General features: G+C 71.9%; 21 protein-coding genes. 15 read left to right on the top strand and 6 right to left on the bottom strand.

Translation table 11 applies throughout. From position 1 onward, the window contains the following. Nucleotides 1-55 precede the first annotated feature (55 nt). The 9 genes from ACGF12_RS32215 to ACGF12_RS32175 all read left to right on the top strand — a co-directional run bounded on the left by ACGF12_RS32215 (nucleotide 56) and on the right by ACGF12_RS32175 (nucleotide 9,806). The gene (locus ACGF12_RS32215; RefSeq protein WP_393037974.1) at nucleotides 56-2,227 is read left to right on the top strand and encodes a DNA polymerase III subunit gamma and tau; all 2,172 of its coding nucleotides are present in this window, start codon (nucleotides 56-58) and stop codon (nucleotides 2,225-2,227) included. A 66-nt stretch (nucleotides 2,228-2,293) separates the two neighbouring features. Continuing rightward, nucleotides 2,294-2,632, top strand: coding sequence for a YbaB/EbfC family nucleoid-associated protein (locus ACGF12_RS32210; RefSeq protein WP_380612906.1), 339 nt, complete (start codon nucleotides 2,294-2,296; stop codon nucleotides 2,630-2,632). Nucleotides 2,633-2,879: 247 nt separating this feature from the next. Further along, nucleotides 2,880-3,479, top strand: a complete 600-nt coding sequence (recR, locus tag ACGF12_RS32205) for a recombination mediator RecR (RefSeq protein ID WP_355668740.1) — start codon at nucleotides 2,880-2,882, stop codon at nucleotides 3,477-3,479. Beyond that, nucleotides 3,472-4,164, top strand: coding sequence for a DUF5063 domain-containing protein (locus tag ACGF12_RS32200; protein ID WP_393037971.1), 693 nt, complete (start codon nucleotides 3,472-3,474; stop codon nucleotides 4,162-4,164). Before recR ends, ACGF12_RS32200 begins: the two co-directional genes overlap by 8 nt. 338 nt (nucleotides 4,165-4,502) lie before the next feature. Then, nucleotides 4,503-5,783: an aspartate kinase gene (locus ACGF12_RS32195; RefSeq protein WP_030288196.1), complete on the top strand. Its 1,281-nt coding sequence runs from the start codon at nucleotides 4,503-4,505 to the stop codon at nucleotides 5,781-5,783. Between the two features lie 28 nt (nucleotides 5,784-5,811). After that, nucleotides 5,812-6,915, top strand: a complete 1,104-nt coding sequence (locus tag ACGF12_RS32190) for an aspartate-semialdehyde dehydrogenase (RefSeq protein ID WP_393037967.1) — start codon at nucleotides 5,812-5,814, stop codon at nucleotides 6,913-6,915. A gap of 168 nt (nucleotides 6,916-7,083) precedes the next feature. Beyond that, nucleotides 7,084-7,722: a SigE family RNA polymerase sigma factor gene (locus ACGF12_RS32185; protein ID WP_393037994.1), complete on the top strand. Its 639-nt coding sequence runs from the start codon at nucleotides 7,084-7,086 to the stop codon at nucleotides 7,720-7,722. After that, nucleotides 7,715-8,887: a hypothetical protein gene (locus ACGF12_RS32180; protein WP_393037964.1), complete on the top strand. Its 1,173-nt coding sequence runs from the start codon at nucleotides 7,715-7,717 to the stop codon at nucleotides 8,885-8,887. The genes ACGF12_RS32185 and ACGF12_RS32180 overlap by 8 nt, the downstream gene beginning before the upstream one ends. A 133-nt stretch (nucleotides 8,888-9,020) precedes the next feature. Beyond that, complete coding sequence (locus ACGF12_RS32175; protein WP_393037961.1) at nucleotides 9,021-9,806, top strand: SURF1 family protein; 786 nt, start codon at nucleotides 9,021-9,023, stop codon at nucleotides 9,804-9,806. A gap of 12 nt (nucleotides 9,807-9,818) precedes the next feature. Here the strand turns inward: ACGF12_RS32175 and ACGF12_RS32170 are convergent, their stop codons facing one another. The 4 genes from ACGF12_RS32170 to ACGF12_RS32155 form a co-directional block, all read right to left on the bottom strand. Then, nucleotides 9,819-10,490 (bottom strand): hypothetical protein, encoded by a 672-nt coding sequence (locus tag ACGF12_RS32170; protein ID WP_393037958.1) that lies wholly within the window; start codon nucleotides 10,488-10,490, stop codon nucleotides 9,819-9,821. After that, nucleotides 10,487-12,343 (bottom strand): S9 family peptidase, encoded by a 1,857-nt coding sequence (locus ACGF12_RS32165; RefSeq protein WP_393037955.1) that lies wholly within the window; start codon nucleotides 12,341-12,343, stop codon nucleotides 10,487-10,489. Before ACGF12_RS32165 ends, ACGF12_RS32170 begins: the two co-directional genes overlap by 4 nt. Nucleotides 12,344-12,554: 211 nt before the next feature. Further along, the gene (locus ACGF12_RS32160) at nucleotides 12,555-14,063 is read right to left on the bottom strand and encodes an MFS transporter (RefSeq protein WP_393037953.1); all 1,509 of its coding nucleotides are present in this window, start codon (nucleotides 14,061-14,063) and stop codon (nucleotides 12,555-12,557) included. 183 nt (nucleotides 14,064-14,246) lie between these two features. After that, complete coding sequence (locus ACGF12_RS32155) at nucleotides 14,247-14,624, bottom strand: nuclear transport factor 2 family protein (RefSeq protein WP_387621260.1); 378 nt, start codon at nucleotides 14,622-14,624, stop codon at nucleotides 14,247-14,249. A gap of 158 nt (nucleotides 14,625-14,782) precedes the next feature. Between ACGF12_RS32155 and ACGF12_RS32150 the strand changes: the two genes are divergently transcribed. The 4 genes from ACGF12_RS32150 to ACGF12_RS32135 all read left to right on the top strand — a co-directional run bounded on the left by ACGF12_RS32150 (nucleotide 14,783) and on the right by ACGF12_RS32135 (nucleotide 20,886). Next, nucleotides 14,783-17,512, top strand: coding sequence for a helix-turn-helix transcriptional regulator (locus tag ACGF12_RS32150; RefSeq protein ID WP_393037950.1), 2,730 nt, complete (start codon nucleotides 14,783-14,785; stop codon nucleotides 17,510-17,512). Nucleotides 17,513-18,256: 744 nt separating this feature from the next. Continuing rightward, nucleotides 18,257-18,658, top strand: a complete 402-nt coding sequence (locus ACGF12_RS32145; RefSeq protein WP_393037947.1) for a WXG100 family type VII secretion target — start codon at nucleotides 18,257-18,259, stop codon at nucleotides 18,656-18,658. A 3-nt stretch (nucleotides 18,659-18,661) separates the two neighbouring features. Then, complete coding sequence (locus tag ACGF12_RS32140) at nucleotides 18,662-20,371, top strand: alpha/beta hydrolase (protein WP_393037944.1); 1,710 nt, start codon at nucleotides 18,662-18,664, stop codon at nucleotides 20,369-20,371. Beyond that, on the top strand, nucleotides 20,368-20,886 hold the full coding sequence (locus ACGF12_RS32135; RefSeq protein WP_393037940.1) for a hypothetical protein: 519 nt from the start codon (nucleotides 20,368-20,370) through the stop codon (nucleotides 20,884-20,886). The genes ACGF12_RS32140 and ACGF12_RS32135 overlap by 4 nt, the downstream gene beginning before the upstream one ends. Before the next feature lie 539 nt (nucleotides 20,887-21,425). On the opposite strand, the gene ACGF12_RS32130 is transcribed toward ACGF12_RS32135, so the two are convergent. Then, entirely contained in the window at nucleotides 21,426-22,307 is an 882-nt protein-coding gene (locus ACGF12_RS32130; protein ID WP_393037937.1) for a YDG/SRA domain-containing protein, read from the bottom strand. Between the two features lie 431 nt (nucleotides 22,308-22,738). Here ACGF12_RS32130 and ACGF12_RS32125 point away from each other — a divergent pair, with 431 nt between their 5' ends. Then, complete coding sequence (locus ACGF12_RS32125) at nucleotides 22,739-23,176, top strand: DUF6551 family protein (protein WP_393037934.1); 438 nt, start codon at nucleotides 22,739-22,741, stop codon at nucleotides 23,174-23,176. A gap of 51 nt (nucleotides 23,177-23,227) precedes the next feature. Then, on the top strand, nucleotides 23,228-24,361 hold the full coding sequence (locus ACGF12_RS32120; RefSeq protein ID WP_393037931.1) for an IS630 family transposase: 1,134 nt from the start codon (nucleotides 23,228-23,230) through the stop codon (nucleotides 24,359-24,361). A 3-nt stretch (nucleotides 24,362-24,364) separates the two neighbouring features. On the opposite strand, the gene ACGF12_RS32115 is transcribed toward ACGF12_RS32120, so the two are convergent. Next, the gene (locus ACGF12_RS32115; RefSeq protein ID WP_393037928.1) at nucleotides 24,365-24,835 is read right to left on the bottom strand and encodes a GNAT family N-acetyltransferase; all 471 of its coding nucleotides are present in this window, start codon (nucleotides 24,833-24,835) and stop codon (nucleotides 24,365-24,367) included. Between the last annotated feature and the right edge of the window lie 192 nt (nucleotides 24,836-25,027).

The following is a 25,027-nucleotide window of genomic DNA, read 5'->3' as shown; positions in this document are numbered from 1 at the left end:
GCCCGGGGGTGAAGGGGCGACGCGTTTGTCTGTCCGTCCCGATATCGTCGGTGGTGTGTCCCTAGCCCTGTACCGCCGCTACCGCCCCGAGACCTTCGCGGAGGTCATCGGGCAGGAGCACGTGACCGCTCCGCTCCAGCAGGCCCTGCGCAACAACAGGGTCAACCACGCGTACCTGTTCAGCGGGCCGCGCGGCTGTGGCAAGACGACGAGCGCGCGCATCCTGGCCCGCTGTCTGAACTGTGAGCAGGGGCCGACGCCGACGCCCTGCGGGGAGTGCCAGTCCTGTCGGGACCTCGCGACCGGCGGGCCCGGCTCGATCGACGTGATCGAGATCGACGCGGCCTCGCACGGTGGTGTGGACGACGCGCGCGAGCTGCGCGAGCGGGCCTTCTTCGCGCCGGTGCACAGCCGGTACAAGATCTTCATCCTGGACGAGGCGCACATGGTGACCTCGGCCGGGTTCAACGCGCTGCTCAAGGTGGTCGAGGAGCCGCCGGAGCACCTCAAGTTCATCTTCGCGACCACCGAGCCGGAGAAGGTGATCGGGACGATCCGGTCCCGTACCCACCACTACCCGTTCCGGCTGGTCCCGCCCGGCACGCTGCGCGACTACCTGGCGGACGTCTGCCGCCGCGAGGACATCCAGGTCGAGGACCCGGTGTTCCCGCTGGTGGTACGGGCCGGCGCCGGCTCGGTGCGTGACTCGATGTCGGTCATGGACCAGCTGCTGGCCGGTGCCGGGGACGACGGCGTCACCTACCAGATGGCGACCGCGCTGCTCGGGTACACGGACTCCGCGCTGCTGGACGAGGTGGTGGACGCCTTCGCCGCGCACGACGGCGCGACGGTGTTCCAGGTGATCGACCGGGTGGTCGAGGGCGGGCACGACCCGCGCCGCTTCGTCACCGACCTGCTGGAGCGGCTGCGCGACCTGGTGATCCTCGCCACGGTGCCGGACGCGGGCGAGAAGGGGCTGATCGACGCCCCGGCGGACCGGGTCGCGGTGATGCAGGCGCAGGCGGACGCGTTCGGTGCGGCCGAGCTGAGCCGGGCGGCGGACATCGTCAACACCGGGCTGACCGAGATGCGCGGCAACGCGGCGCCCCGGCTGCAGCTGGAGCTGATCTGCGCCCGGGTGATGCTGCCGGGCGCGTACAGCGACGAGCTGTCGCTGCAGGCGCGTCTGGACAAGCTGGAGCGGCGGGCGGCGGCCGGCGGGTTCGCCGCCGCGGCGGGAGTGGCGCCGATGGCTCCCGCGGCCGCTCCGATGGGCGCTCCGATGGGCGTCCCGTCGATGGAGCCGCCCGCGCCCGTCGCGGCCCCGGCTCCGGTGGCCCAGGTCGTCGCGCCGCCGGTGGCCGCTCCCGTGCAGCCCGCCCCCGTGCAGGCCCCGCCGCCCTCGGCCCCCGCCGGGCCCGCGCCGGGCGCCTGGCCGATCCCGCGCAGCTTCCCGCCCGCGGGAGGCGCTCCGGCCCCCGCCGCCTCTCCCACGTCGCAGCCGCAGGCCGCCCCGGCACCCGCGCCCGTCGCGGCACCGGCACCGGCCCCCGTGCCCACGCCCGCCCCCGCAGTGGCCGCCCCCGGCGGTCAGCCGTCCGCGGCCGCGCAGCAGGGCGCCGCGCAGGTCCGGCAGCTGTGGCCGCAGATCCTGGAGGCGGTGAAGAACCGCCGCCGCTTCACCTGGATCCTGCTCAGCCAGAACGGCCAGGTGGCCGGGTTCGACGGCAGCGTGCTCCAGGTGTCGTTCATCAACGCCGGCGCCCGGGACAGCTTCGTCGGCAGCAACAGCGACGACGTGCTGCGCCAGGCGCTGGCCGACGCGCTGGGCGTGGACTGGCGGATCGAGTGCATCGTCGACCCGTCCGGCGGTGCCGGCGCGGCCCCGAGCGCCGCTCCCGCCGGTGGCGGCTGGGGGGCCCCGGCCCGTCCGGCGGCCGCCGCGCCGCCGATGGCCGCCCCCGCCCCCGCGCCGACCCCGGCGCCGGTCCGGCAGGCCCCCGCCCCGGTGCAGCCCCAGCCCCAGGCGCAGGCCCCCGCGCCGGTCCAGGCCCCGCCGCCCGCGGCGGTGCCGCAGGCCCGTCCGGTGCAGTCGGTGGCCCCGGAGGACGACATCCCGGAGGAGGACGACCCGGACCTCAACGAGGAGGCGTTCTCCGGTCAGGAGCTGATCATCCGCGAGCTGGGCGCCACGGTGCTGGAGGAGATCCACCACCGCGGCAACTGAGCGGGCCCCGGGCCCGTAGGCTCGGCGGTGACGAACGACGAACCGCATGACAGCAAGGAGTGAGCCGTGTTCCCCGGTGGCGGTCAGCCCAACATGCAGCAGCTGCTCAAGCAGGCGCAGAAGATGCAGGAAGAGCTCGCCAAGGCCCAGCAGGAGCTGGCCGAGGCGAAGGTGAACGGTACGGCGGGCGGCGGCCTGGTCGAGGCCACCGTGACCGGTTCCGGTGAGCTGGTGGCGCTGACCATCGCCCCGGCCGCCGTCGACCCGGAGGACACCGAGACCCTGGCCGACCTGATCCTGGCGGCCGTTCGGGACGCCAACCAGGCCGCCCAGAAGATGCAGGCCGAGCGGATGGGCCCGCTCACCCAGGGCCTGGGCGGCGGCATCCCCGGCCTGCCGTTCTGATCTGACACAGGTCAGCGCCGCAGGTCGGCAAGCACGTCTGAGCCGCAGGTCAGGGCACGGGCAGGGCAGCGGCAGAACACGGGCCAGGGCGTCGATCAGCGCCCGGTCCGTACAGCAGACGGTCTGGAGTTCATTCGACGGACCAATGTGATTTCTGTGGGAGTCGGGCGTCGGGCGGTGTGTCCGGCGCCCGATTCGTTGGATGATGGCACCGGAGCACCACCGACCATCCGAGGGAAGGCGCGACGTGTACGAGGGCGTGGTTCAGGACCTGATCGACGAACTGGGCAGGCTGCCCGGCGTCGGGCCCAAGAGCGCGCAGCGGATCGCCTTCCACGTGCTGCAGGCCGACCCGACGGACGTGCGCCGCCTCGCGCACGCGCTGCTGGAGGTCAAGGACAAGGTCCGCTTCTGCGTGGTCTGCGGCAACGTCGCGGAGGCCGAGCAGTGCCGGGTCTGCCTGGACCCGCGCCGCGACCTCGGCGTCATCTGCGTGGTCGAGGAGCCCAAGGACGTCGTCGCCATCGAGCGCACCCGTGAGTTCCGCGGCCGCTACCACGTGCTGGGCGGCGCGATCAGCCCCATCGAGGGCGTCGGCCCGGACGACCTGCGCATCCGCGAGCTGCTGTCGCGCCTCGCGGACGGCACGGTCACCGAGCTGATCCTGGCCACCGACCCCAACCTGGAGGGGGAGGCGACCGCCACCTATCTGGCCCGGCTCTGCAAGCCGATGGGCCTGAAGGTGACCCGCCTGGCGAGCGGACTGCCCGTCGGCGGGGACCTGGAGTACGCGGACGAGGTCACCCTCGGCCGCGCCTTCGAAGGGAGACGACTGCTCGATGTCTGACCGGACGATCAACCAGCAGCCCCACGGGGAGCCCGAGACCCACGCCCCGCACACCCACGGCCACGGCTCGGAGCCGGACGACTTCGCCGTGCAGATCGCCGACTCGGTGGAGAGCTTCGTGCTCGCCGTCACCGAGGTCGCCAAGGGCGACGAACCGGGCAGCGCGGTCTCGCTGCTGCTCCTGGAGGTCTCCCAGCTGCTGCTGGCCGGCGGCCGGCTGGGCGCCATCGAGGACGTCGTCCCCGAGGACCGCTTCGAGCCCGACGCCGGTCCCGAGCCGGACGGCGAGCAGCTGCGCGAGCGCCTCGCCGCGCTGCTCGCGCCGATCGACGTCTACCACGAGGTCTTCGACCCGTACGGCCCGCCGGAGAAGCCGAACGCCTTCCGGATCTCGGACGACCTGGCCGGCGTGGTCAGCGAGCTCCAGCACGGCCTGACCCACTACCGCGAGGGCCGGGTCAGCGAGGCGCTCTGGTGGTGGCAGTTCTCGTACCTCTCCAACTGGGGCACGACCTGCACCGCGGTGCTGCGGGCGCTGCAGTCGCTGATCGCCCACGTCCGGCTGGACAGCCCGATCGGCGCGGTGCCCGACGGTGCGGACACCGACGACGACGGCCTCACCGACGAGCAGCTGGAGCAGCAGGCCGGCGATCTGATGGTGGCCGAGCTCGGTCTCGGGCGGTAGCTCGTCCGGGTGGTGGGTCGTCCGGGTGGTGGGTCGTCCGGGTGGTGGGCTGCGGCGCACATGTGACGAATGCCTCAGCCATTCGCCCGGAAAAGAAATCCGGCCGTGGCGGCGTCCATCCGTCCGATGATTCTTCGGAACCGCGCCGAATGCCCCGCAGACCTGCCGGTGGCGCCCCGCCTGCCGTCGCTCACGTGCTGAAACGGCCGTCTCATCATATGGAAGACACCAGTCGGGACACCCCTGCTCGGTAGACTGACGCCGACCGCACCCCCCTCTCCCCCGGGGGGTACGGGGGCCTGGCGCCCCCGGAAAACGACACAAGTCGAGGAGCGCACGTGGGCCTTGTCGTGCAGAAGTACGGCGGCTCATCCGTTGCGGATGCCGAAGGCATCAAGCGCGTGGCCCGTCGAATCGTTGACGCCAAGAAGGCCGGCCATGAGGTCGTCGTCGTGGTGTCCGCGATGGGCGACACGACGGACGAGCTCATCGAACTCGCGGAGCAGGTGTCACCGCTTCCTGCCGGCCGTGAGTTCGACATGCTGCTGACCGCTGGAGAGCGCATCTCCATGGCGCTGCTGGCCATGGCGATCAAATCCCTGGGTCACGAGGCCCAGTCCTTCACGGGCAGTCAGGCCGGTGTCATCACCGACTCCGTCCACAACAAGGCGCGCATCATCGACGTGACGCCGGGTCGCATCCGCACCGCCCTGGACGAGGGCAACATCGCGATCGTGGCCGGCTTCCAGGGCGTGTCCCAGAGCAGCAAGGACATCACCACGCTGGGCCGCGGCGGCTCGGACACCACGGCCGTCGCCCTCGCGGCGGCGCTCAAGGCCGAGGTCTGCGAGATCTACACCGACGTGGACGGCGTGTTCACCGCCGACCCGCGCGTGGTGAAGAAGGCTCGCAAGATCGACTGGATCGCGTACGAGGACATGCTGGAGCTGGCCTCGTCCGGTTCCAAGGTGCTGCTCGACCGCTGTGTGGAGTACGCCCGCCGCTACAACATCCCGATTCACGTACGCTCGTCCTTCTCGGGTCTTCCCGGGACGATCGTCAGCAACGACAACCCGAACAAGCCCGAAGGGGGCGAGATGGAGCAGGCCATCATCTCCGGAGTCGCCCACGACACCTCCGAGGCCAAGGTCACGGTCGTCGGGGTGCCCGACAAGCCGGGCGAGGCGGCGCGCATCTTCCGTGCCATCGCCGACGCCGAGGTCAACATCGACATGGTGGTGCAGAACGTCTCCGCCGCGTCGACCGGCCTGACCGACATCTCCTTCACCCTGCCCAAGACCGAGGGCCAGAAGGCCATCGACGCGCTCGGCCGGGTCAAGGAGGGCATCGGCTACGAGTCGCTGCGCTACGACGACGCGATCGGCAAGATCTCGCTGGTCGGCGCCGGCATGCGCTCCAACCCGGGCGTCACCGCGACCTTCTTCGAGGCGCTGTCCGCCGCGGGCGTGAACATCGAGCTGATTTCCACCTCGGAGATCCGCATCTCGGTGGTCACCCGCGCCGACGACGTGCCGGAGGCGGTCCGCGCCGTGCACAGCGCCTTCGGCCTGGACAGCGAGTCGGACGAGGCCGTCGTCTACGGCGGCACCGGGCGATGACCCGGCAGCCGGGCAGGGGCTCCGGGCGATGACCCGGCGCCCGAACCTCGCCGTCGTCGGCGCCACCGGCGCGGTCGGCGAGGTGCTGCTCGGCCTGCTCTCGCTCCGTCAGGACATCTGGGGCGAGGTCCGACTCGTCGCCTCCCCGCGTTCGGCCGGCCGCGCGCCGGTCGTGCGCGGGGAGGCGGTCGGGGTCGTCCCGCTGACGGAGGAGGCCTTCGCCGGGATCGACGTCGCCGTGTTCGCCGTCCCCGACCAGGTGTCCGCCCAGTGGGCGCCGATCGCGGCATCCAAGGGCGTCGTGGTGGTCGACGACTCGGCCGCCTTCCGTACCCGCGGGGACGTGCCGCTGGTCGTCCCCGAGGTCAACGCGGCCGCGCTGCGGATCCGTCCGCGCGGCATCGTGGCCAGCCCGGCCGGCACCACGCTCGCACTGGTCGCGGCGGTCGGCGCGCTGCACGCCGAGTACGGGCTGGAGCAGCTGGTCGTCGCCACCTACCAGGCCGCCAGCGGTGAGGGCCGCGAGGGCGTCGCCGCGCTGCGCGAGCAGACCGCGCTGGTGGCCGGCACCGAGGTCGGCCGGCAGACCGGCGACCTGCGCGCCGTGATCGCCGACGACGGGCCGTTCGCCGCCCCGCTCGTCCTCAACGCCGTGCCCTGGACCGGCGGCCTGCGCGAGGGCGGCTGGTCCGCCCAGGAGCTGGGCCTGCGCGACGAGGCCCGCAAGATCCTCGGCCTGCCCGCCCTGAGGGTCTCCGCGACCTGCGTGCGCATCCCGGTGGTGCGCACCCACGCGCTGGCCGTGCACGCGCGCTTCGAACGCGAGGTCAGCCAGGAGCACGCGCAGGACATCCTGCGCGAGACGCCCGGTGTGGTCCTCTACGACGATCCGGCGGCCGGGGAGTTCCCGACGCCGAACGACGTGGTCGGCACCGACCCGGTCTGGGTCGGGCGGGTGCGCCGGGCGCTGGACGAGCCGGACGCGCTCGATCTCTTCCTCTGCGGCGACAACCTGCGCAAGGGTGCCGCGCTGAACCTGGTGCAGATCGCCGAACTGGTGGCCCGTGAGCTGACGGCGGGGGAGGAGCGGGCCCTCGACACCCCGGACGGGCCCTCGGAGCGCCGGACCTGAGGGTCCCTTGTGCCCGGGGATGTCCGCACCTGTGTCCGCTCCTCGACACAATCTGTCCGGAATCCCGTGGGAATCCCCTGGAGGCCTCTTCCGCCGATGCGGAAGAATGGCCCCCGGGCTGGGCAACCATGACAGGGGATCGAGTGTCCAACGGGCGTGGCGAACGTGATGGTGGGGGCAAGGGCGGGCATCCCGGCGAGAGCCGCGGTGGCCTTCCCCTCGCGCGCCCCGTGGTCTTCGAGTAGGCCGGAAGACGACCAGATGACGGCGGCCGCACCCGGTGCGGCGGACTCCGGCGCGGGTACCGACGCGGGTACCAGCGAGGACCTGCTCACCGAGACCTACCAGGCGCACTACCGCTCGCTGCTGCGGCTTGCCGCGCTGCTCCTGGACGACCTCTCCACCTGTGAGGACGTCGTGCAGGAGGCCTTCATCCGGGTGCACGCCGCCCGGCGCCGGGTGCGCGAACCCGAGAAGACCCTGGCCTACCTGCGGCAGACCGTGGTGAACCTGTCGCGCTCCACGCTGCGCCGCCGCATCCTCGGTCTGCGACTGCTGCCGAAGCCCATGCCTGACATGGCCAGTGCAGAAGAAGGTGCCTACGATGCCTTGGAGCGCGACCAGTTGAAGGCCGCGCTGCGTGGTCTGCAACGCCGTCAGCGGGAGGTTCTGGTGCTGCGTTACTTCGTGGACATGACGGAGGCGCAGGTCGCCGAGACCCTGGGCATCTCGCTCGGCTCCGTGAAGGCCTACGGATCACGCGGACTCGCCGCCCTCCGGACCCAGATGGAGGCCGGACATGGCTGACGGCGCCTGGCAGCGGCCCGGGGACGACGACCTCTCGGGTCTCTCCTCCGAGGAGCGGGCACTGCGTGAGCTGATGCACCACGCGGTGGCCGGGATCCAGCCCGGGTCCGGCGCCCTGCCCCGCATCCGTCAGGCCGTACCCCGGCGCCAGGCCGCCCGGCGCGGGGCCTGGACCGGCGCGGCGGCGCTGGCCCTGGCCGTCGCGGTCGCCCTGCCCGTCCTGCACGACGGGGACCACCTCGGGCTCTCCGGCGGGCCCGGCTCGGCCGAGGCCCAGAGCCCGACCCCCACCGCCCCCGGCGGCAGGACAGGCGGCGGGTCCGCCGGCACCGGCGCGGCGGTGCACACCGGCCCGAGCGGCACCGGGGACACCACGTCCTCCTCGGGCACCGCCTCCGCGTCGCCCAGCCCCGGCGTGGACACCACCCGGCCGGGCCTCACCCCCACCCCCACCGGGGCCCCCGGCACCGGGGACGGCGGGATCGTCCCGCTCTGCACCCGGACGGACCTCGGACAGGGCACCGCGCAGGTCGGTGCGGCGGACGGGCAGGGGCGGATCTACGGCTCCTTCACCGTCTACAACGTCTCCGGGCGCAGCTGCCGCCTCGGCGGACCGGGCGCGGTGGCCGTCACCGAGGTCAGCGGCGCCGACCGCAGCCGGGTCCGTACGGCCGACCACACCCCCGGCGACCCGGCGGGCAGCCTGCCCGCGATGGACACCGAGCCACCCGTACTGGCGCCGCAGGCCGGCTACCGGGTGCCGTTCGCGTGGATCCCCGACCAGGGCTGCGGCTCCGGCGGCTCCGGCGGCACCGTGACCAGCGCGCCCACCGGAGCCAACCAGGTGGCCCTGACCACCCAGGCCCCCGGTGCCGCCTCGGACGCCCCCGCCTCCGGCAACTCGGCGGCCCCGAGCTCCAACCCGCAGGCCAGCGCGACGCCGACCTCCGGTCCCACCCCGGCGCCCAGCCCGACCGCCACTCCGACCGGCAGCCCCACCACCGGCCCGGCCACCGCCACCATCGCCCACACCCCGGCCCCGGGCAGCCCGGCGGCCGCGACGGCCTCGCTGCCGGTCGCCTGCGGGGGGACGCTCTACCGGGGCGGGGTGCAGTCCACAGGCGGGGCGGCCGCCCAGCCGTCGGGGACGCCGGCGGCGGGCTGAGCGGGGCGCTCCCGGGCTCCGCTTCTCGGGCTCGGCTCCTCGGGGCTCCCGCGTCGCCCGTGCCCGGCGGTCCTCCCGTCCTCGGCGGACCCCGTGGTCCGGGACGGTGTGAGGAATGGTTACCGTGGGGGGTGTGTACCGGTTCCTCCTGACTCCGCGCTGGCTCAGCGGCACCGCACTGGCCATGGCGGCCGTGGCGGTGTGCGTCTGGCTGGGCACCTGGCAGCTCGGCCGATTCGAGGACCGCGTCACCGTGCACCAGGAGACCAAGCAGTCCCTCACCGCTTCGAGTGACACAAAGCCGATCGACGACCTGCTCACCCAGGCCAGCCCGCAGGTGACCACGCAGACCGTCGGCAAGCCCGTCACGGTGACCGGCAGCTATGACACCGAGCACCAACTCCTCGTCCCCAACCGGATGCTGGGCGACAAGCAGGGCTACTACGTGCTCACCCCGCTGCGCACCGCCGACGGACACGCCGTCGCCGTGGTGCGGGGCTGGATGCCCGGGGCCCCGTCCGGGGCCGTGGCCGAGGCGCCGCCGACCGGACCGGTGACGGTGATCGGACGGCTGCAGGCCAACGAGGCGGTGGGCAGCAACGGCGCGGTGGCGGGTGGTCTGCCCGCCGGGCAGCTCGGCATGATCAACCGGGCCTCGCTGCTGAACGTCCTCGAATACGACGGCTGGTACGACGGCTGGGTGGCCGCCGACCAGGTGCCCACCGGGCTGACGGCCGTGCCGACCGTGCAGCCGCAGGGCGGCGACGGGCTCACCCTGCGCGCCTTCCAGAACCTGGGCTACACCCTGGAGTGGTTCGTCTTCGCGGGCTTCGTGGTCTTCATGTGGTTCCGCCTGCTGCGCCGCGAGGTGGAGGCGGAGCAGGACCGGGCCCTCGGGCTGGACCCGGTCCTGGACTGACCCTTCGGAGCCCTACCGGGTGGGCTTGCCGGGCGCGGGCACCGGCTTGGCCGGGGTGGCGACCGCCGATGGGGTCGTGGTCGGGGTCGCGGTGGGAGCCGGTGGCTGGGCCGACGGCTGACCCGGTGTCTGCGAGGGGACGGCCGGGCCGGCGCCGCCGAACGGCGTCGACATGTCGTCGTCCTCCTCGGGTACCGCGTTGTCGCAGTGGCCGCGACCGCCGGCCCCGCCCGAGTCGTAGCGGTCGATGTGGTGGTGCACGGTGCGCCCGTTCGACCCCTTGGACCCGTTGGATCCCTTGGACCCCTTCGAGCCCTTCGAGCCCGAGCCGGACGAGCCCTTGGACCCGCTGGACCCCTTCGACCCGCTGGAACCCTTGGCCAGCTGGACCGTGCCGTCGCCGGGCTGGTACGCCGCCCGGACGACGAACGAGCCGGCCCCGGCCCCCGCCGCGCCCGCCTTCGTCGCCGTGGCGAGCGGCGCGCCGGGCACGGCGCCCGCCGGGGGCGTCGAGGCGCCCGCCGTCGGAGCGGGCGGCACGGTCGGCACGGCGGCCGTGGGGCTGGGCAGCACCGGACCGACCGGGGGCGGGCAGGCCGCCTCGGCGGCGTGCGAGCCCGAGCAGCCGGTGAGCACCAGCGCCCCCGCCACTGCCGCTCCCGCGAGCGTCAGCGGACGCCTCACCCAGCCCCTCCCACGGCCCCGCCGGGCATGCCGAGGTGGCGCCGGACGAAGTCGATCTCCAGCCGCAGCTGCTTGATCCGCTCCTCCACCACCAGCGACCCGTGCCCGGCGTCGTACCGGTACACCTCGTGCGGCTTGCCGAGCCGCTCCAACTGCTCGACGTAGTTGTCGATCTGCCGGATCGGGCAGCGCGGGTCGTTCACCCCGGCGCTGATGTAGACCGGCACCCGCACCTGCTCGACGTAGGTCAGCGGCGAGGAGGCGGTGAAGCGCTCCGGGACCTCCTCCGGGGTGCCGCCGAAGAGCGTGCGGTCCAGCGACTTCAGTGCCTCCATCTCGTCGGCGTACGCGGCGTGGTAGTCCGCGACCGGTACGGCGGCGACGCCGAGCGACCAGCTCTCCGGCTGGACGCCCAGGCCGAGCAGGGTCAGGTAGCCGCCCCAGCTGCCGCCGGTCAGCACCAGGCGCTGCGGGTCGGCCAGGCCGTCGGCGACCGCCCACTCCCGGACGGCGGCGATGTCCTCCAGCTCGATCAGGCCGACCCGCTCGTGCAGCGCGTCGGTCCAGGCCTGCCCGTAACCGGTCGAGCCCCGGTAGTTGACCCGGACCACCGCGAAGCCGTGGTCCAGCCAGGCGGCCGGACCGGCGCCGAAGGAGTCGCTGTCGTGGTGGGTCGGGCCGCCGTGGATCTCGAAGACGGTCGGCAGCGGGCCGTCACCGGGGGCGTGGCCGGCCGGGCGCTGTACCAGGGCGTGCACCCGCCCGCCGGGGCCGTCCACCCAGACGTCCTCGACCGGGACGGAACCGGGCGGCACCGGACCCGGCGCCCGCAGCACGACCGCACCGGCGGTGGAGCGGACGGCGGAGGGCTCGGCGGCGGAGGACCACAGGTACTCCACGGTGCCGTCCGGACGGGCGGTGGCGCCGCCGACGGTGCCGCGCGGAGTGTCCAGGCGGGTCAGCCGGTCGTCCGCGAGCGAGTACGAGAACAGCTCGCTGCGGGCCTCGTACTCGTGCTCGACCAGCAGCTCCCCGGCCCCGGGGCGCCACTGCGCGGAGACGTCGCCGGGCAGCTCGCGGCCCTGCTCGTCGCGCAGCGGGAGGGCGGTCTCGGCGCCGGTGGCGACGTCCCAGATCATCGGCTCCCAGCGGCCGGTGCGCTGGTGGGCGACCAGCAGGCGGGTGTCGCCCTCGACCGGGGCGAAGCCCAGGCAGGCGACGCCGCGCGGCTCGTCCCGGCCGGTCACCTCGTCCAGCTCGGCGACCGTCTCGATGCCGTCCCCGCCGAGGCGGACCACGCGGATCGCGGAGTGCATCGCGTCGCCGTGCTCGGTGTGGTCGATGGCGAGCAGGGTGCCGTCGTGGCTCAGGTCGCCGACACCGCCGTACTCCTCGTGCCGGTAGATCTCGACCGGCTCGGCGGCGCCGGGGCGGCGCAGGTGCAGGGTGGTGCCGTCCTCGTCGGTGGAGCGGCCGACGACCACCGTCCCGTCGCGGCCGAGGGCCAGACCGGCCGAGTAGGAGGGGGCGAGACCGGGCACGGCCTCCTCGTCCGGGCCGCCCGCGAAGGGCTGGCGGCGCCAGACGCCGAACTCGTCGCCGTCGTGGTCGTCGAACCACCAGACCCAGGCGCCGTCCGGGGACAGCTCGGCGTCGGTGGTGCCGTTCGGGCGGTCGGTGACCTGACGGTGGGTTCCGGTGGCGCGGTCCCAGGCGTAGACCTCGTAGGTGCCGGTCGAGTTGGACACGTACAGGGCCCGGTCGGGGGCGTCCTCGGCCCAGTCCGGCAGCGACACCCGGGCCGCCCTGAAGCGCTGCTCCCACGCCGGTACGGCGCTCTTCTCCTCGCTCATCCGACCATCCAACCCGATCGGTGGGAGGGAACGGAACCGGCGGGTGGGTTCGATCCACCCGCCGGCTCCGTTCCTTCCGTTCGCTCCGTTCCGTTCCCGGGACGTTCACGAACGCCCGGGTCCTGAGAACGCCCGGGGTTCCAACCGCGCCCGGGGGTCCAACCGTGCCCGGGGTTCCAACCGTGCCCGGGGTTCCAACCGTGCCTGGGTTCTAACCGCGCCCGGGGCCCTGGGAACGCCCGGCCGTGCTCGGCAGCAGCCGGACCAGTCCCACGAGGACCAGCTCCAGCACCGCGAGCGCCGTCACGCTGCGGCCGAAGGCGGCGGTCGCGTCGCCCGCGCCGTAGTAGACCAGGCCGATCAGCGCGATCCCGACGGCGCCGCCGACCTGCTGCGCGGTGGCCACCACCCCGGCCGCCGAACCGGCCAGCTGCGGTTCGACGGCCGCCAGGGCGACGGTGGTGACCGGGGCGATCACCAGGCCCATGCCGAGGCCGTCGACGAACAGCCCGGGTGCCAGCCACCAGACGCTGCCGTCCGCCGCGCCGTAGGCGGCGAGGGCGAGCAGGCCCAGCCCGGCGGCCATCAGCAGGCCGCCGACGGTGATCGTGCGCGGCTCGCCGAGCCGGGCGGTGACCAGGTGGGTGGTGTTGGAGGTGATCAAGTAGCCGAGGCCGATCGCGGTGAACACCAGTCCGGCGCCGAGCGCGTCCAGGCCGCGGCCGAACTGCAGGTGCAGGGCGAGCACCAGGAAGAAGGAGGCCTGGCCGAGCCAGAAGGCGAGCTGGGCGAGCAGTCCGGCGCTGAACGCGCGGCTGCGGAACAGCCGGGTGTCGACCAGCGGGGCTGCGTCGCCGATGTGGGTGGTGGTCCGCGTGGTCCGCGTGGCACGCGTGGCACGCGTGGCACGCGTGGTGCGGTGCTGGTGGACGGCGAAGGCGGTGAGCAGGACGAGCGATGCGGCGAGGCAGAGCCCGGTCCACAGCGGCCAGTCGAGCCCCGGCCCCTGGATCAGCGGCAGCACCAGGGCGGTCAGCCCGATGGTGACCAGCAGGACGCCGACCGGGTCCAGGCCGGGCCGCTGCGGGGCGCGCGACTCCGGCAGGCAGCGGCGGACCAGGGCGAGGGCGGCCAGACCGATCGGCAGGTTGATCAGGAAGCAGCTGCGCCAGCCGAGGCCGAGGAGGTCCGCGCGGATCAGCAGCCCGCCGATCAGCTGACCGAACACCGCGCCGACGCCCATCGTCAGCCCGTACCGGGCGAAGGCCCGGGCCTGCGCCGCGCCGCTGAAGGCGGTCCGCAGGATCGCCAGCACCTGCGGGCCCATCAGCGCCGCCGCCAGGCCCTGGACGACCCGGGAGCCGACCAGGGCGCCTGCGGTGGGGGCGAGGCCGCAGGCGGCGGAGGCGAGGGTGAACAGGGCCAGGCCGAGCGCGAACACCCGGCGGCGGCCGTAGCGGTCGCCGAGCCGGCCGGCGGTGACCAGCCCGGCCGCCAGGGCCAGGCTGAACCCGGCCATCACCCACTGGACGGCGGCGGGGCCGGCGCCGAGGTCGGCCTGGAGGGAGGGGACGGCGACGTTGACGACGAAGACGTCGAGGGAGGTCATGAAGGTGGCGGTCAGGACGACCAGCAGCAGGCCCTTGGGGGCCGTGGCTGCCTTCGGCGCAGTGGCGGCCGCGGCTTCGGCCGACCGCCGGGTGTCCAGGGCGGTGCTCATCTCGGGCTCTCCTCAAGGGCTTGGGGTCGGGGCGGGGTCCGGGGCCTGGGCTCGGGGGCCTTCGGGGTTCGGGTCCGGGCTCGGGTTCCGGGCCGGGTTCCGGTTCCCGTTCCGGGTCCGGTTCGGGGAGGGGCGCCGCCGGGTGGCCCGGCGGCGCCCCTCCGGGCGGGTCGCGCCAGCGGCTCAGGCGCCCGGCACGCGGTCCAGGAAGCCGTACACGGCGCCGATCCGGCCGTCCGGGGTGGCCGCCAGCACGTCGAAGCCGATCACCACCGGCTCGGCGCCGGCCGGGCCGAGGTTCCAGGTGAACCGGGCGATGTCGTGGTGCGCGTCCACCGGGCCGAGGGTGAACTCCAGCCCCGGGAACTGGGCCTGGGCCGCGCCGATCAGCGCGTCGATCGCGTCCCGGCCGGCGACGGCGGCCAGCGGGTCGGTGTAGCGGCCGTCCTCGGCCCAGACCTCGTCGATCAGCTTGCGGCGGGCCGCCGGGTCGGTCTCGTTCCAGACCGCGAGGTAGCGCTCGGCGAGCTGCTGGAGGGCGGCGACGGTGATCTCGGTCATGGCTGTCTCCCGTGTTCCGGTGGGTGGTTGGGCGGGTCGTTCCCGCTGCTCAACCAAGGTATGGACGGGCCGGGCCGGGCGAATCAGTCACGTATAGGCATGGCGGTACGTAGCTCTCGCCCCGGGGTACCGGCGGCCGGCTGGGTAGGGTCGGGGGCATGCTGTACGGGAGGGAACACGAACAGGCCGCCGTGGCAGGACTGTTGGCGGCGGCGGGGGACGGACGCAGCGGGGCCCTGCTGCTGCGCGGCGAGGCGGGGATCGGCAAGACCGCGCTGCTCGACGACGCCGTCGCGCGGGCCGGGGCGGGTTTCCGGGTGATCCGGGCGGCCGGCGTCGAGTACGAGGCCGAACTGCCCTTCGCCGGGCTGAGCCTGCTGCTCGCCCCCGGTCTGGACCGGCTGTACGCCCTGCCCGGGCCGCAACGGCGAGCCCTGGAAGCGGCGTTCGGGCTCGGAGACTCGTCGACGGCGACCGCGGACCGGCTGCTGGTCGGCCTCGCCACCCTCGGACTGCTCGCCGAACTCGCCTCCGAGCAGCCGCTGTTGTGCGTGATCGACGACGTGCAGTGGCTGGACCGCGCCTCCCTGGACGCGCTGCTGCTGGCCGCCCGGCGGCTCCAGGCCGAGGGGGTCGCCCTGCTGCTCGCCGCCCGCACCGAGGGCGGTGCCTCCGCGGAGCGGCAACTCGGCCTCCCCGAACTGCGGGTGAGCGGCCTGTCCGAGACCGATGCCGCCCGCCTGCTGGCGCACCGGGCCGGCCCCGACCTGCCCGCCGCCGTCCGCGACCGGCTGCTCGCCGAGGCCGCCGGCAACCCGCTCGCCCTCACCGAACTCCCGGTCGCCGCCGGGCCGCAGCCGCACACCGCGGGCGGGCTACCGCTCACCAGCCGGCTGCTGATCGCCTTCCACGGCCAGGTCACCGGCCTGCCCCCGGCCACCCAGACCCTGCTGCTGATCGCCGCCGCCGAGGAGAGCGGCGAGCTGGACGTCGTGCTGCCCGCCGCGGCCGCGCTCGGCATCGGTGCCGAACAGCTCACCCCCGCCGAGGAATCCGGCCTGGTGACGGTCACCGCCGACCGTCGGATCGCGTTCCGCCACCCACTGCTGCGCTCCGCGATCCTGCAACGCGCACCGCACCACCAGCGGCTGACGGTCCACCGGACCATCGCCGAGGCGCTGCCCGACGGCGACCGCCGCACCTGGCACCGTGCCCTCGCCGCCACCGCCCCCGACGCCGACCTGGCCGACGCACTGGAACGCACCGCCGTCCGCGCCGAGCGCCGCGGCGGCCACGGCGGCGCCGCCGCGTACGAGCGCGCCGCCCGGCTCACCCCCGACCGCGACGCCGCCACCCGCCGGCTCGTCCTGGCCGCCGAAGCCGCCACCGAGGAAGGCGAGTTGGTACGGGCCGAGGCGCTCGCGGACGAGGCCGCCGGCCGCACCGACAACGTCCTCGCGCACGCCCTGCTGGACCAGGTCCGGGCCACCGCGCACTTCTGGCGCGGCTCGTACCCGACGGCGAACCGGCTGCTGCTCGACGCCGCCGGTACGGACATCGAGCCCTCGCACGCCGCCCGGATGCTGTTCCAGGCCTTCCACGCCGCCTGGTACGCGGGGGAGGAGGCGGTGGTCGCGGTGCTCGACCGGCTCGCCGCCCTCCCGCTCGCCCCCGACGACCCCCTGGCCCCGCTCGCCCGCCACCTGCCCGCCGCGGTCCTCCCGGCCCTCGGCAGACCCGCCGGGCCCCTGCCGCCCGTCCGGGAGAGCGCCGGGGCCGCCCGCCGGGCCGGCGCCGAGACCCCCGTCGACCTCGTCCAGCTCTGTGGCGCCACCCTCATCCTCGGCCGCGACGAGGAGACCGTCGAACTCGGCGGCGAACTGGTCGCCGAGGCCCGCGCCAAGGGCACCGTGGGGGTGATGCCCACCCTGCAGTTCTTCCTCGCCGAGGCCGAACTCTTCCACGGCCGCCACGCCGACGCCGAACTCACCGCCACCGAGGCCCTCGCCCTCGCCCAGGACACCGGCCAGCACCAGTGGGTCAGCCAACTCAGCGCCCTGCTGGCCTACCTGGCCGCCCTGGACGGCCGCACCGAGCGCTGCACCGAACTGGCCACCACCGCCCTCGCCATCACCGGCCCGCAGACCGCCGCCCCCGCCGCCGGCCGCCCCTGGGCCCACTGGGCACTCGCCCTGCTCGACCTCGGCCAGGGCCGCGCCGCCGGCGCCGCGGACCGCCTCCACCCCCTCACCACCGGTCCGCACCGCCACCACGTCTGCGCCACCCGCGCCGTCCCCGACCTGGTCGAGGCCGCCGTCCGCCTCGGCACCCCGGACCGCGCCGCCGAACCCTACGAACGCTTCGCCCGCTGGACCGCCGCCGCCGACCGCCCCTGGGCCGAAGCCCTACGCCTGCGCTGCCAGGCCCTCCTCGGCCCCGACGAACTCGCCGAACCGGCCTACCGCGCCGCCCTCGACCTCCACGCCACCACCCACCGCCCCTTCGAACAGGCCCGCACCGCCCTCCTCTACGGCGAATGGCTCCGCCGCACCCGCCGCCGCACCGACGCCCGCCCCCACCTCCACTTCGCCCTGGAAACCTTCGACCGCCTCGCCGCCCACCCCTGGTCCACCCGCGCCCGCACCGAACTCTCCGCCACCGGCACCCCCGCCCCCGACACCCCGCTCTCCCCACAGAGCCCGCAGACTCCCCTGACCCCGCTGACCCCTCAAGAACTCCAGATCGCCCGCCTGGCCGCCCAAGGCCTCACCAACCGCGACATCGCCGCCCAACTCTTCCTGAGCCCCCGCACCGTCGCCCACCACCTCTACAAGGCCTATCCCAAGCTGGGCATCACCTCCCGCACAGCCCTCGCGTCCGTGCTCTGACACGACGTCGACAGGGCCGCCCACCGGCTCCAGGGCCCCGGTGCGGGCGGCAGCCGCATCGGGTGCTGATCGGGGGCTCGGACCTGGGCGTGACGGCCGGAATCGGGCCGCGCCCGCGCACGGTGGGCGACGGCCAGGCCGCCGTCGAGCGGACACCCTGTCACGCCGAAAGGCCCTCGGGCTCGCCACGTGTCGTGGATCACGCGGCAGTCGCCGGTGGAGGCGGACGGCCCCGCCGACGGCTCCTCAGCAGCCGGAAACGCCAGAGGGCCCATCGGATCTCTCCGATGGGCCCTCTGGACTGGGTCGGGGTGGCGGGATTTGAACCCACGGCCTCTTCGTCCCGAATGAGGGCACTGTGTGGCCGCACTCAGGAGGAAGCCCCGAACATCCACGTGAGGGCGTTGGTCGGCGTTGGCCCCACGCGGTTGAGCGGGGTTGCTGATTCAAGATCCACTCCCTGCTCACTCCCACCTCTACCGTCTCCGCTTCGGTCGATGGCGGCGGTTGGCTAACGTCCCCACCCACTTCAACGGGGAACGGTCCGGGGAGTCGAGAGCAGGGGCGGGAAAAATCGCGGATTCTCATCACGTCGGGGGCCTCGTTCGTTCTGCCCGCATCCCGGCCGCCCGTCCGCCACCCGGTCGGTTCCGCTCTGAAGTGATCAACGATCCGTTAAAATCGGCATCGAACGATCTCGGGCCGGGGGGCATGCGGGGTCCGGAGACAACGGGGGAAGAGAACGTGGCAGATCCTGATGCGAGCCTGCAATTCAAGGTCAACCCTGCCGAACTGGACGGCTGCGGGCAGAGCGCGCAGCACGTCGGGGGTCTGATACCGGGTGAGACCGCGAAGCTCGCGGAGCCGTGTAACCAGGCCGCCGGCACGCTGCAGGGGTGGCTGACGGCCGCGGCGGTGCGCGACTGCGGGGCCAACTGGAAGACGCTGCTGGACAAGCTCGCCGGTGACATGGGCGACGTCGGTACCAAGCTCGCCACCACGGCCACCTACTACCGTCAGGCCGAGCAGAACGCCCACAACAGCATGCGCAACCCGGCCGCCCCGGTCCCGGACGAGCCGGACCCGTTCGGCACGACGGTCGTCCCGGGCCCCGTGAAGCCGTCCAGTGCGAAGGCGGCCGAGTAAGCGATGGACATCAAGACGCTCTACGACGCCAACATCAACAACATCACCATCGCGAAGAACGCCTTCGACAAGCTCTACTCGGCCTTCGGCCAGCACATCGAGTCCTGGCAGCACGATGTCGTCGACCGACTCACCAACTCGCACTGGACCGGCACCGCCTCCGACCACGCCCATGCCCGAATCCAGTTCCTGGGCACCGAACTCCAGTCCGCGCACAGTGAGCTCGACTTCGTCAGCAAGGCGCTTGCCAAGGCCGCCGAACAATTCGCGCTGGCCCAGGCCCACTTGGTCTACGCCTTGGACGACGCCAAGAACGCGAAGCTCAACGTCGCCCCTGACGGCCGCATCACGTGGGACAAGGAGCCGACGTCCGCGAACTACGCGGGCGCCGGCGCCGAGACGGCGGCGATCGCCATCAGCAACCGCATCGCCGCCGCGCTCAACGAGGCTGACCACGCGGACCAGGAGATCAGCGCCCGGCTGAACCACTTCGCGAGCAACGCGAGCAACGGCCTCGGCCTGGACGCCGCCATGGTGGCCAAGGACCAGGCCGCCGAGACCGCCCGCGAGCAGATACCCGCCAAGGGCACCGACCCGGCCAACGTCAAGAAGTGGTGGGACGGCCTCACCGAGACCGAGCAGCAGAAGTTCATCCACGACGCCCCCGACCAGGTCGGCAACCTCGACGGCGTCCCCGCCGCCACCCGCGACCAGGCCAACCGCCTGAACCTCACCCGCTCCCAGGCGGACCTCCAGAAGCAGCTCAGCGACCTTGACAAGTCCGAGCCCCTCTCGGTGACGGGAACCCCGTATGGGGCCACCGAGAGTCCGGACCACATCGTCTGGAAGGCCGAGCGAGAGGCCCTACAGGGCAAGCTGAAGGGTCTCCAGGCCATCCAGGACCGCCTGGACCAGCCCGTCACCGAACAGAACCCGCAGCCGTTCCTGCTCGGGCTCGACGCCTATGCGCCGGGAGGCCGCGCGATCCTCGCGCTGAACAACCCGGACACCGCCGACCACGTGGCCACCTTCGTCCCCGGCACCGAATCCAAGCTCGCCGGTGTGGGCGGCACCATGGACAAGGCGAAGGAGATGTACCGCAGCGCCATCGACGCAAGCCCCGGAAGCAAGGTCTCCACCATCGCCTATGTGAACTACACGGCACCGCAGTCGGCCAAGCCTAGCTTCACGCAGCCGGTCCCGGACGCGGCCTACGAGGGATACGCCAAGGACGCGGAGCAGAACCTCTACGACTTCCAGTCCGGCCTGCGGGCCACCCACCAGGGGTCCCCGTCCCACAACACGATCATCGGACACAGCTACGGCAGCACGGTCGTCGGCTACGCCATGCGCGACAAGGGACTGCCCGTCGACAGTGTGGTCTTCGCCGGAAGCCCAGGCGTCGGCGTCGATAAGGCGGGCGACCTCAACGTCGACCTGGCGAACGGCACGAAGATGGACCCGTCCAAGGTCTACGCTGTGAAAAGCAGCGGCGACTCGATCGACACCTGGACGACCGACCCTCTCGACCCCGACAACTACAACCCCGCCAGCGACGACGACCATCTGCGCTTCGGCCGCAACCCGATGAACCCGGCCTTCGGCGCGCAGCACCTGCCGTCCCAGGACACCGACCACGACCACTACTGGAACAAGGGCACGCCGTCCTGGAAGGCGTTCGGCCGAGTCATCGTGGGAGGGCCGGGCGCATGAGCCGATCCTCACAGCCAGTACCGCGTGGACGGTCCGCTCGCGCGGCTCTGCTGTGCCTGCTGCCCGCAGTCCTCGTGCTCTCCGCCTGCGGAAGCGGCACCCCGTCGATGAACCTCGGACAGGCCGAGGAGCAGGTCAAGGCATACGCCTCCGACGCGCTGGCGGTGCTACCCGATAAGGACACCGTGAAGATCGCCGAGCCGCTGGCGGACAAGGACGCGTGCGGGGACGGCTCGATCCAGACGTATATGCCGTACATCTCGTACAAGCTGCGCGGGATCCCCGGGCCGAAGGTGCACGCCGTGTTCGAGGCAGTACGGCAGCGGCTGAAGCGGGACGGCTTCTCCGTCGAGCGCAGCGACGACCAGCGACTGGACCTGTCCAATGCCGCGAACAAGTTCACCGCCTCGGTCGTGGTGGGCTATCCCGACACGGCGCCGGATACGCTGGACCTGACCGTCCTGGCACCCTGCGTCAAACCCGGCGCCAGCCCAGGGGCTTCCGCGAACGGCTGACCGCGAACTAGTCGAAGCCCATACGACTCGGTCCAGGAGACGGAATGCTTTGCGGCCTGTCGAACCCTCCACCCATCTGGAACCGAAACTCCCCCATGGTTATGGGAGTAGCCCCGCGATCGTGGAGGCAAGAAGCGCGAGCAGGGTGAGGGTGGCGCCGAAGGCCACACCTCCGCGCATGAGGGCGGACGAAGGCGATGCCCCTGATGAACGGGCGAGCAGTACGGCGGCTACGGCGCTCAGCACGGCGACCAGCAGTACAAGGACAACGGTGACCACGATCAGGACCACGATGGCCTTGAGCGGCGGGATTTGAACTCACGGCCTCTTCGTCCCGAAGCAACTCGGGTACCTACCTGGCTTGGGTAGCCCGCATCGCTGACCTGCCTGAACGGTCCCCGACCGTCCGCGGCCGTCCGCCGAAGTGCGCACCCGTTGTAGCGCAGTTAGACACACAGTTCCGCCGACCAGATGGCCTGACTACAGCGAGCGTTTGCGCCCGTGACGGTAGACGTGACCGACTGCGGCACGGCTGCGGCTCAATCCGTGGCGACCCAGCGACCCCGATGGTGACGAACGAAGCGGGTGTCGATCTTGTGCTTCCGGTGAGTCCGCAGCTCGCCAATCTCTTCATGCCGGACCCCGTCGACGACGCGCAGATCGTCGGTCAGGTAGCGGGCTCCGTAGTCAAAGAGGACATGGCAATTCGGGCACAAGCACAGGATGTTTTCCAATACGTCCGGGCCGTTGTACGGGTGTCCGACGGCCTGGATGTGCGCCCCTTCGCTGTAGGAGGAGTCCCCCGGAACAGTGAGGATCTGACTACACATCTGGCACTGGCCCTTGTGGAGCTGCTTCACCAGCTGGGTGACCGCGCTATTGCGGACAACCCTCTGGGTGTTGACGGGGCGCCTCGGCGCAGGGTCATGTGCCGTGTCGCCGTGGAACGGCGTGACGTCCTCCTCTTCCGATGCGCCGGCTGCGACCAGCCGGAACTGCCAGATGCGGTACCCATCCATGCCGATCTTGCTGTGGTGCGACTCGACGCGGAAGAGGCCGTCGTAGCGGAAGCCCGAGGACGGTGAATGCTCAGTGTCTCCACTGGCACCACGAATCACGCGGACCAGGTGGCCTTCGAGTTCGCTTCGCACCAGGCCTGCGTTGCCCGGATCTGTGATGTCCTGGTCGCGGACCTGCCGTCCGTTCTCCTGACCGCCGTGTCCGGTGTAGACGATCAAGTCGCCATAGTCCTCGTCGTCCCTGTACCCGCCAGAGACGACGATGGAGTCGGCCCCCTCGCGCGAGTTGCCGTGGATACCGCCCATCAGCGGCGCGTGCACCCCAGCATCGCTGAGCTCCTTGCGCCGCTGGTACAGAGACCCCACCGGGTGACCTTCGATGTGCCCAAAGACCTTAGCCATGCACCCAGTCTCGCAAGCTGCTATGACAACTCCAGGACTCTGGCCGGCATCAGGGATCCCTGCTTTACAAGGATTGACGTGCGATACCTGCCCTGACCTGCACCGTGCCCGCGCTGCCCGTTCCCTGACTGCCTCACCGCTGGCATCCTCGACTGACCGTCACGTGCCGCCCGTTCTGGCACGCCTGTGGCACGGTCTTCGCCGCCGCCTGCCAGTGCTCTGGAGAAGCCGGCTCCCACGTAGGCACAGCCACTCGACCACAGGGGCGTCTGCCGGGATCGCATGATTTGCCAGTCAGGTGGATAACTCGCCTGCAAGACAGCCAAGTTGTTCGATAGGGTGATCGCGATCAAGTCGCCGTCTCACGCATTCGGGAGCTGACAAGTGTCGCCGTCTCCCCCACTGGGGTGCTGACACACAAGGAGAAGGTCATGTCCACCAAGGACTACAGCTACGGCATCCCGGACCACCCGATCACGTACGACAAGATCGATCCGAGATTCATCAAGTTCGATTCCCGTGCCCAGCGCAACCTCAACAAGGCTCGCGCGATGGCTATCGCCGAGAAGTTGGTTCCCACCGCTCTCGGGACGCCGATCATCTCGCAGCGCGAGGATGGTCAGTACGCCGTCGACGGCATGCACCGAGTCTACGCATGCCAGCTCCTCCTGGCTGGGAAGGTAACGGTCTCGGACGAAGTCCTCCAAGCCGTCCAGAGCATCACCTGCGAAGTCCACTCCGACTTGTCGATGGCCAACGAGGCATCCCTGTTCATCATCAAGAACAAGGAGTCCTCGAAGGTCGGTCCGAACGACGAGTTCAGAATCGGCGTGCTAGTGCCGCATCAGGCAACGTTCGCCCCGTCATGATGTGTCGCCCGGTTGCTGTGCCGGGCGGCGCTGGACCGTCAGAATGATCACGTGGCTGAACGTGTGCAGGTCCGTGAGATCGATGACGACGAGGGCAGACGACTGCTGCAAATCGTCCGCCGGGGCACTGGGTCGGTGGTGACCTGGCGGCGGGCTCAGATGGTGCTGCTGTCCGCCCAGCGCATGCCCGTGGCGAAGATCGCCGAGGTCACGTTCACCAGCCCGGACCGGGTCCGCGACGTGATCCACAACTTCAACGCCGCCGGGTTCGAGGCGCTCTACCCGAAGTACAAGGGCGGCCGGCCCAGGACCTTCTCCCTGCCCGAGCGTCGCGAGGTCAAGAAGATCGCCAAGTCCAAGCCGGTCGAGCACGGCCTGCCCTTCTCGACCTGGAGCCTGGCCAAGCTGGCCGACTTCCTGGTCGCCGAGGGGGTGGTCGACGACATCAGCCACGAGGGCCTTCGGGTCCTGCTCCGCGAGGAGGGCGTGTCCTTTCAACGCGTGAAGACCTGGAAGACCTCCCGCGACCCCGACTACGCCACGAAGAAGGCACGGGTCGAGCACCTCTACGCGATCGCCGACGGCGAGGTCATACCCGAGGAAGGCGAGCCCGAAGTCGTTTTCTGCCTAGACGAGTTCGGGCCGCTCAACCTCCAGCCCCACCCCGGCCGGCAGTGGGCCGAGCGCGGCGGCAAGCACAAGAACCCCGGCCGCGAACCGAGGCCCCGCCGACGGGCGACCTACACACGCCCGCACGGGGTCAGGCACCTGTTCGCCGCCTACGACCTCGCCAAAGACAAGCTCTACGGCCACATCAAGCCGAGAAAGCACCGCGCGAGATTCCTGGAGTTCTGCCGCTACCTGCGCAGCCTCTATCCGCCCGAGATCCGCATCGCGATCGTGCTCGACAACTACTCCCCGCACCTGAGCACGAAGAAGGACACCCGGGTCGGCGACTGGGCCGCGGACAACAACGTCGAGCTCGCCTACACGCCGACCAACAGCTCCTGGCTCAACCGCATCGAGGCCCAGTTCACCGCCCTGCGCTACTTCACCCTCGACGGCACCGACCACGCCACCCACAAGGAACAGGGCAGCATGATCCGCCGCTACATCATCTGGCGGAACGGCCACGCTGACGACCGACGCCTACGCGCCGTCGTCGGCAGGGCAAACGCCGCCTGAGGCTCAGTCGAGCTTCTTGCGCATCTTCACCGAGGTCGTCTCGTAGCCAAGCGACTCGTAAAGGCCACGCGCGCCGGTGTTGAACCCAAAGACGCTGAGACCCAGAGTGTGAGCGCCCTGGGCCCGGGCGTATTCCTCACCGAGGAGCATGGCCATTCGTCCGAGGCCCCGACCACGCTTGTCGGCGTCGATCACGATGTCCCAGATCCACCAGGCGCCCACATCATCACTCATGTCCGGCCCGATCCAGAGGTAGCCGACGGTTACCCCGGCATCGTCGACCACGTCGAAGACCACGTGCCCCGGGGCCGGTGTCCCGGACGGAAAGGAGCGAGCCATGGTCTCGTCCGCCTGCCGGCAGGCGTCCTCAGACGTTCGCCCCAAAGCAACGAGATCCTTGGCGTACTCAGCTCGACTGCGCTCCAGCCAGGCCGGGAAGTGTTGGGCGTCCAGGGGACGAAGGGTTGCAGGCACCGGCCCAGCCTCCCATACCGCCGACGCCGAAGCGGTGTCGCCCCTGATCAGGGGTCACGGCACATCACCAACAGGGCAAACGTTGCCTGACGCGGCACTAGGAGCGTGTCTCAGTAACCGGCAACCCGCGTGCGTCTCGTGATCATTCGTGCGGAATGATCACGGTATGCGCGATGGGGATGGGCTGTTCGA

The sequence above is a fragment of the Kitasatospora sp. NPDC048296 genome, from assembly GCF_043201815.1.
In the GTDB taxonomy this organism is placed as follows: domain Bacteria; phylum Actinomycetota; class Actinomycetes; order Streptomycetales; family Streptomycetaceae; genus Kitasatospora.
This window is presented reverse-complemented; position numbering and strand designations above follow the sequence as displayed.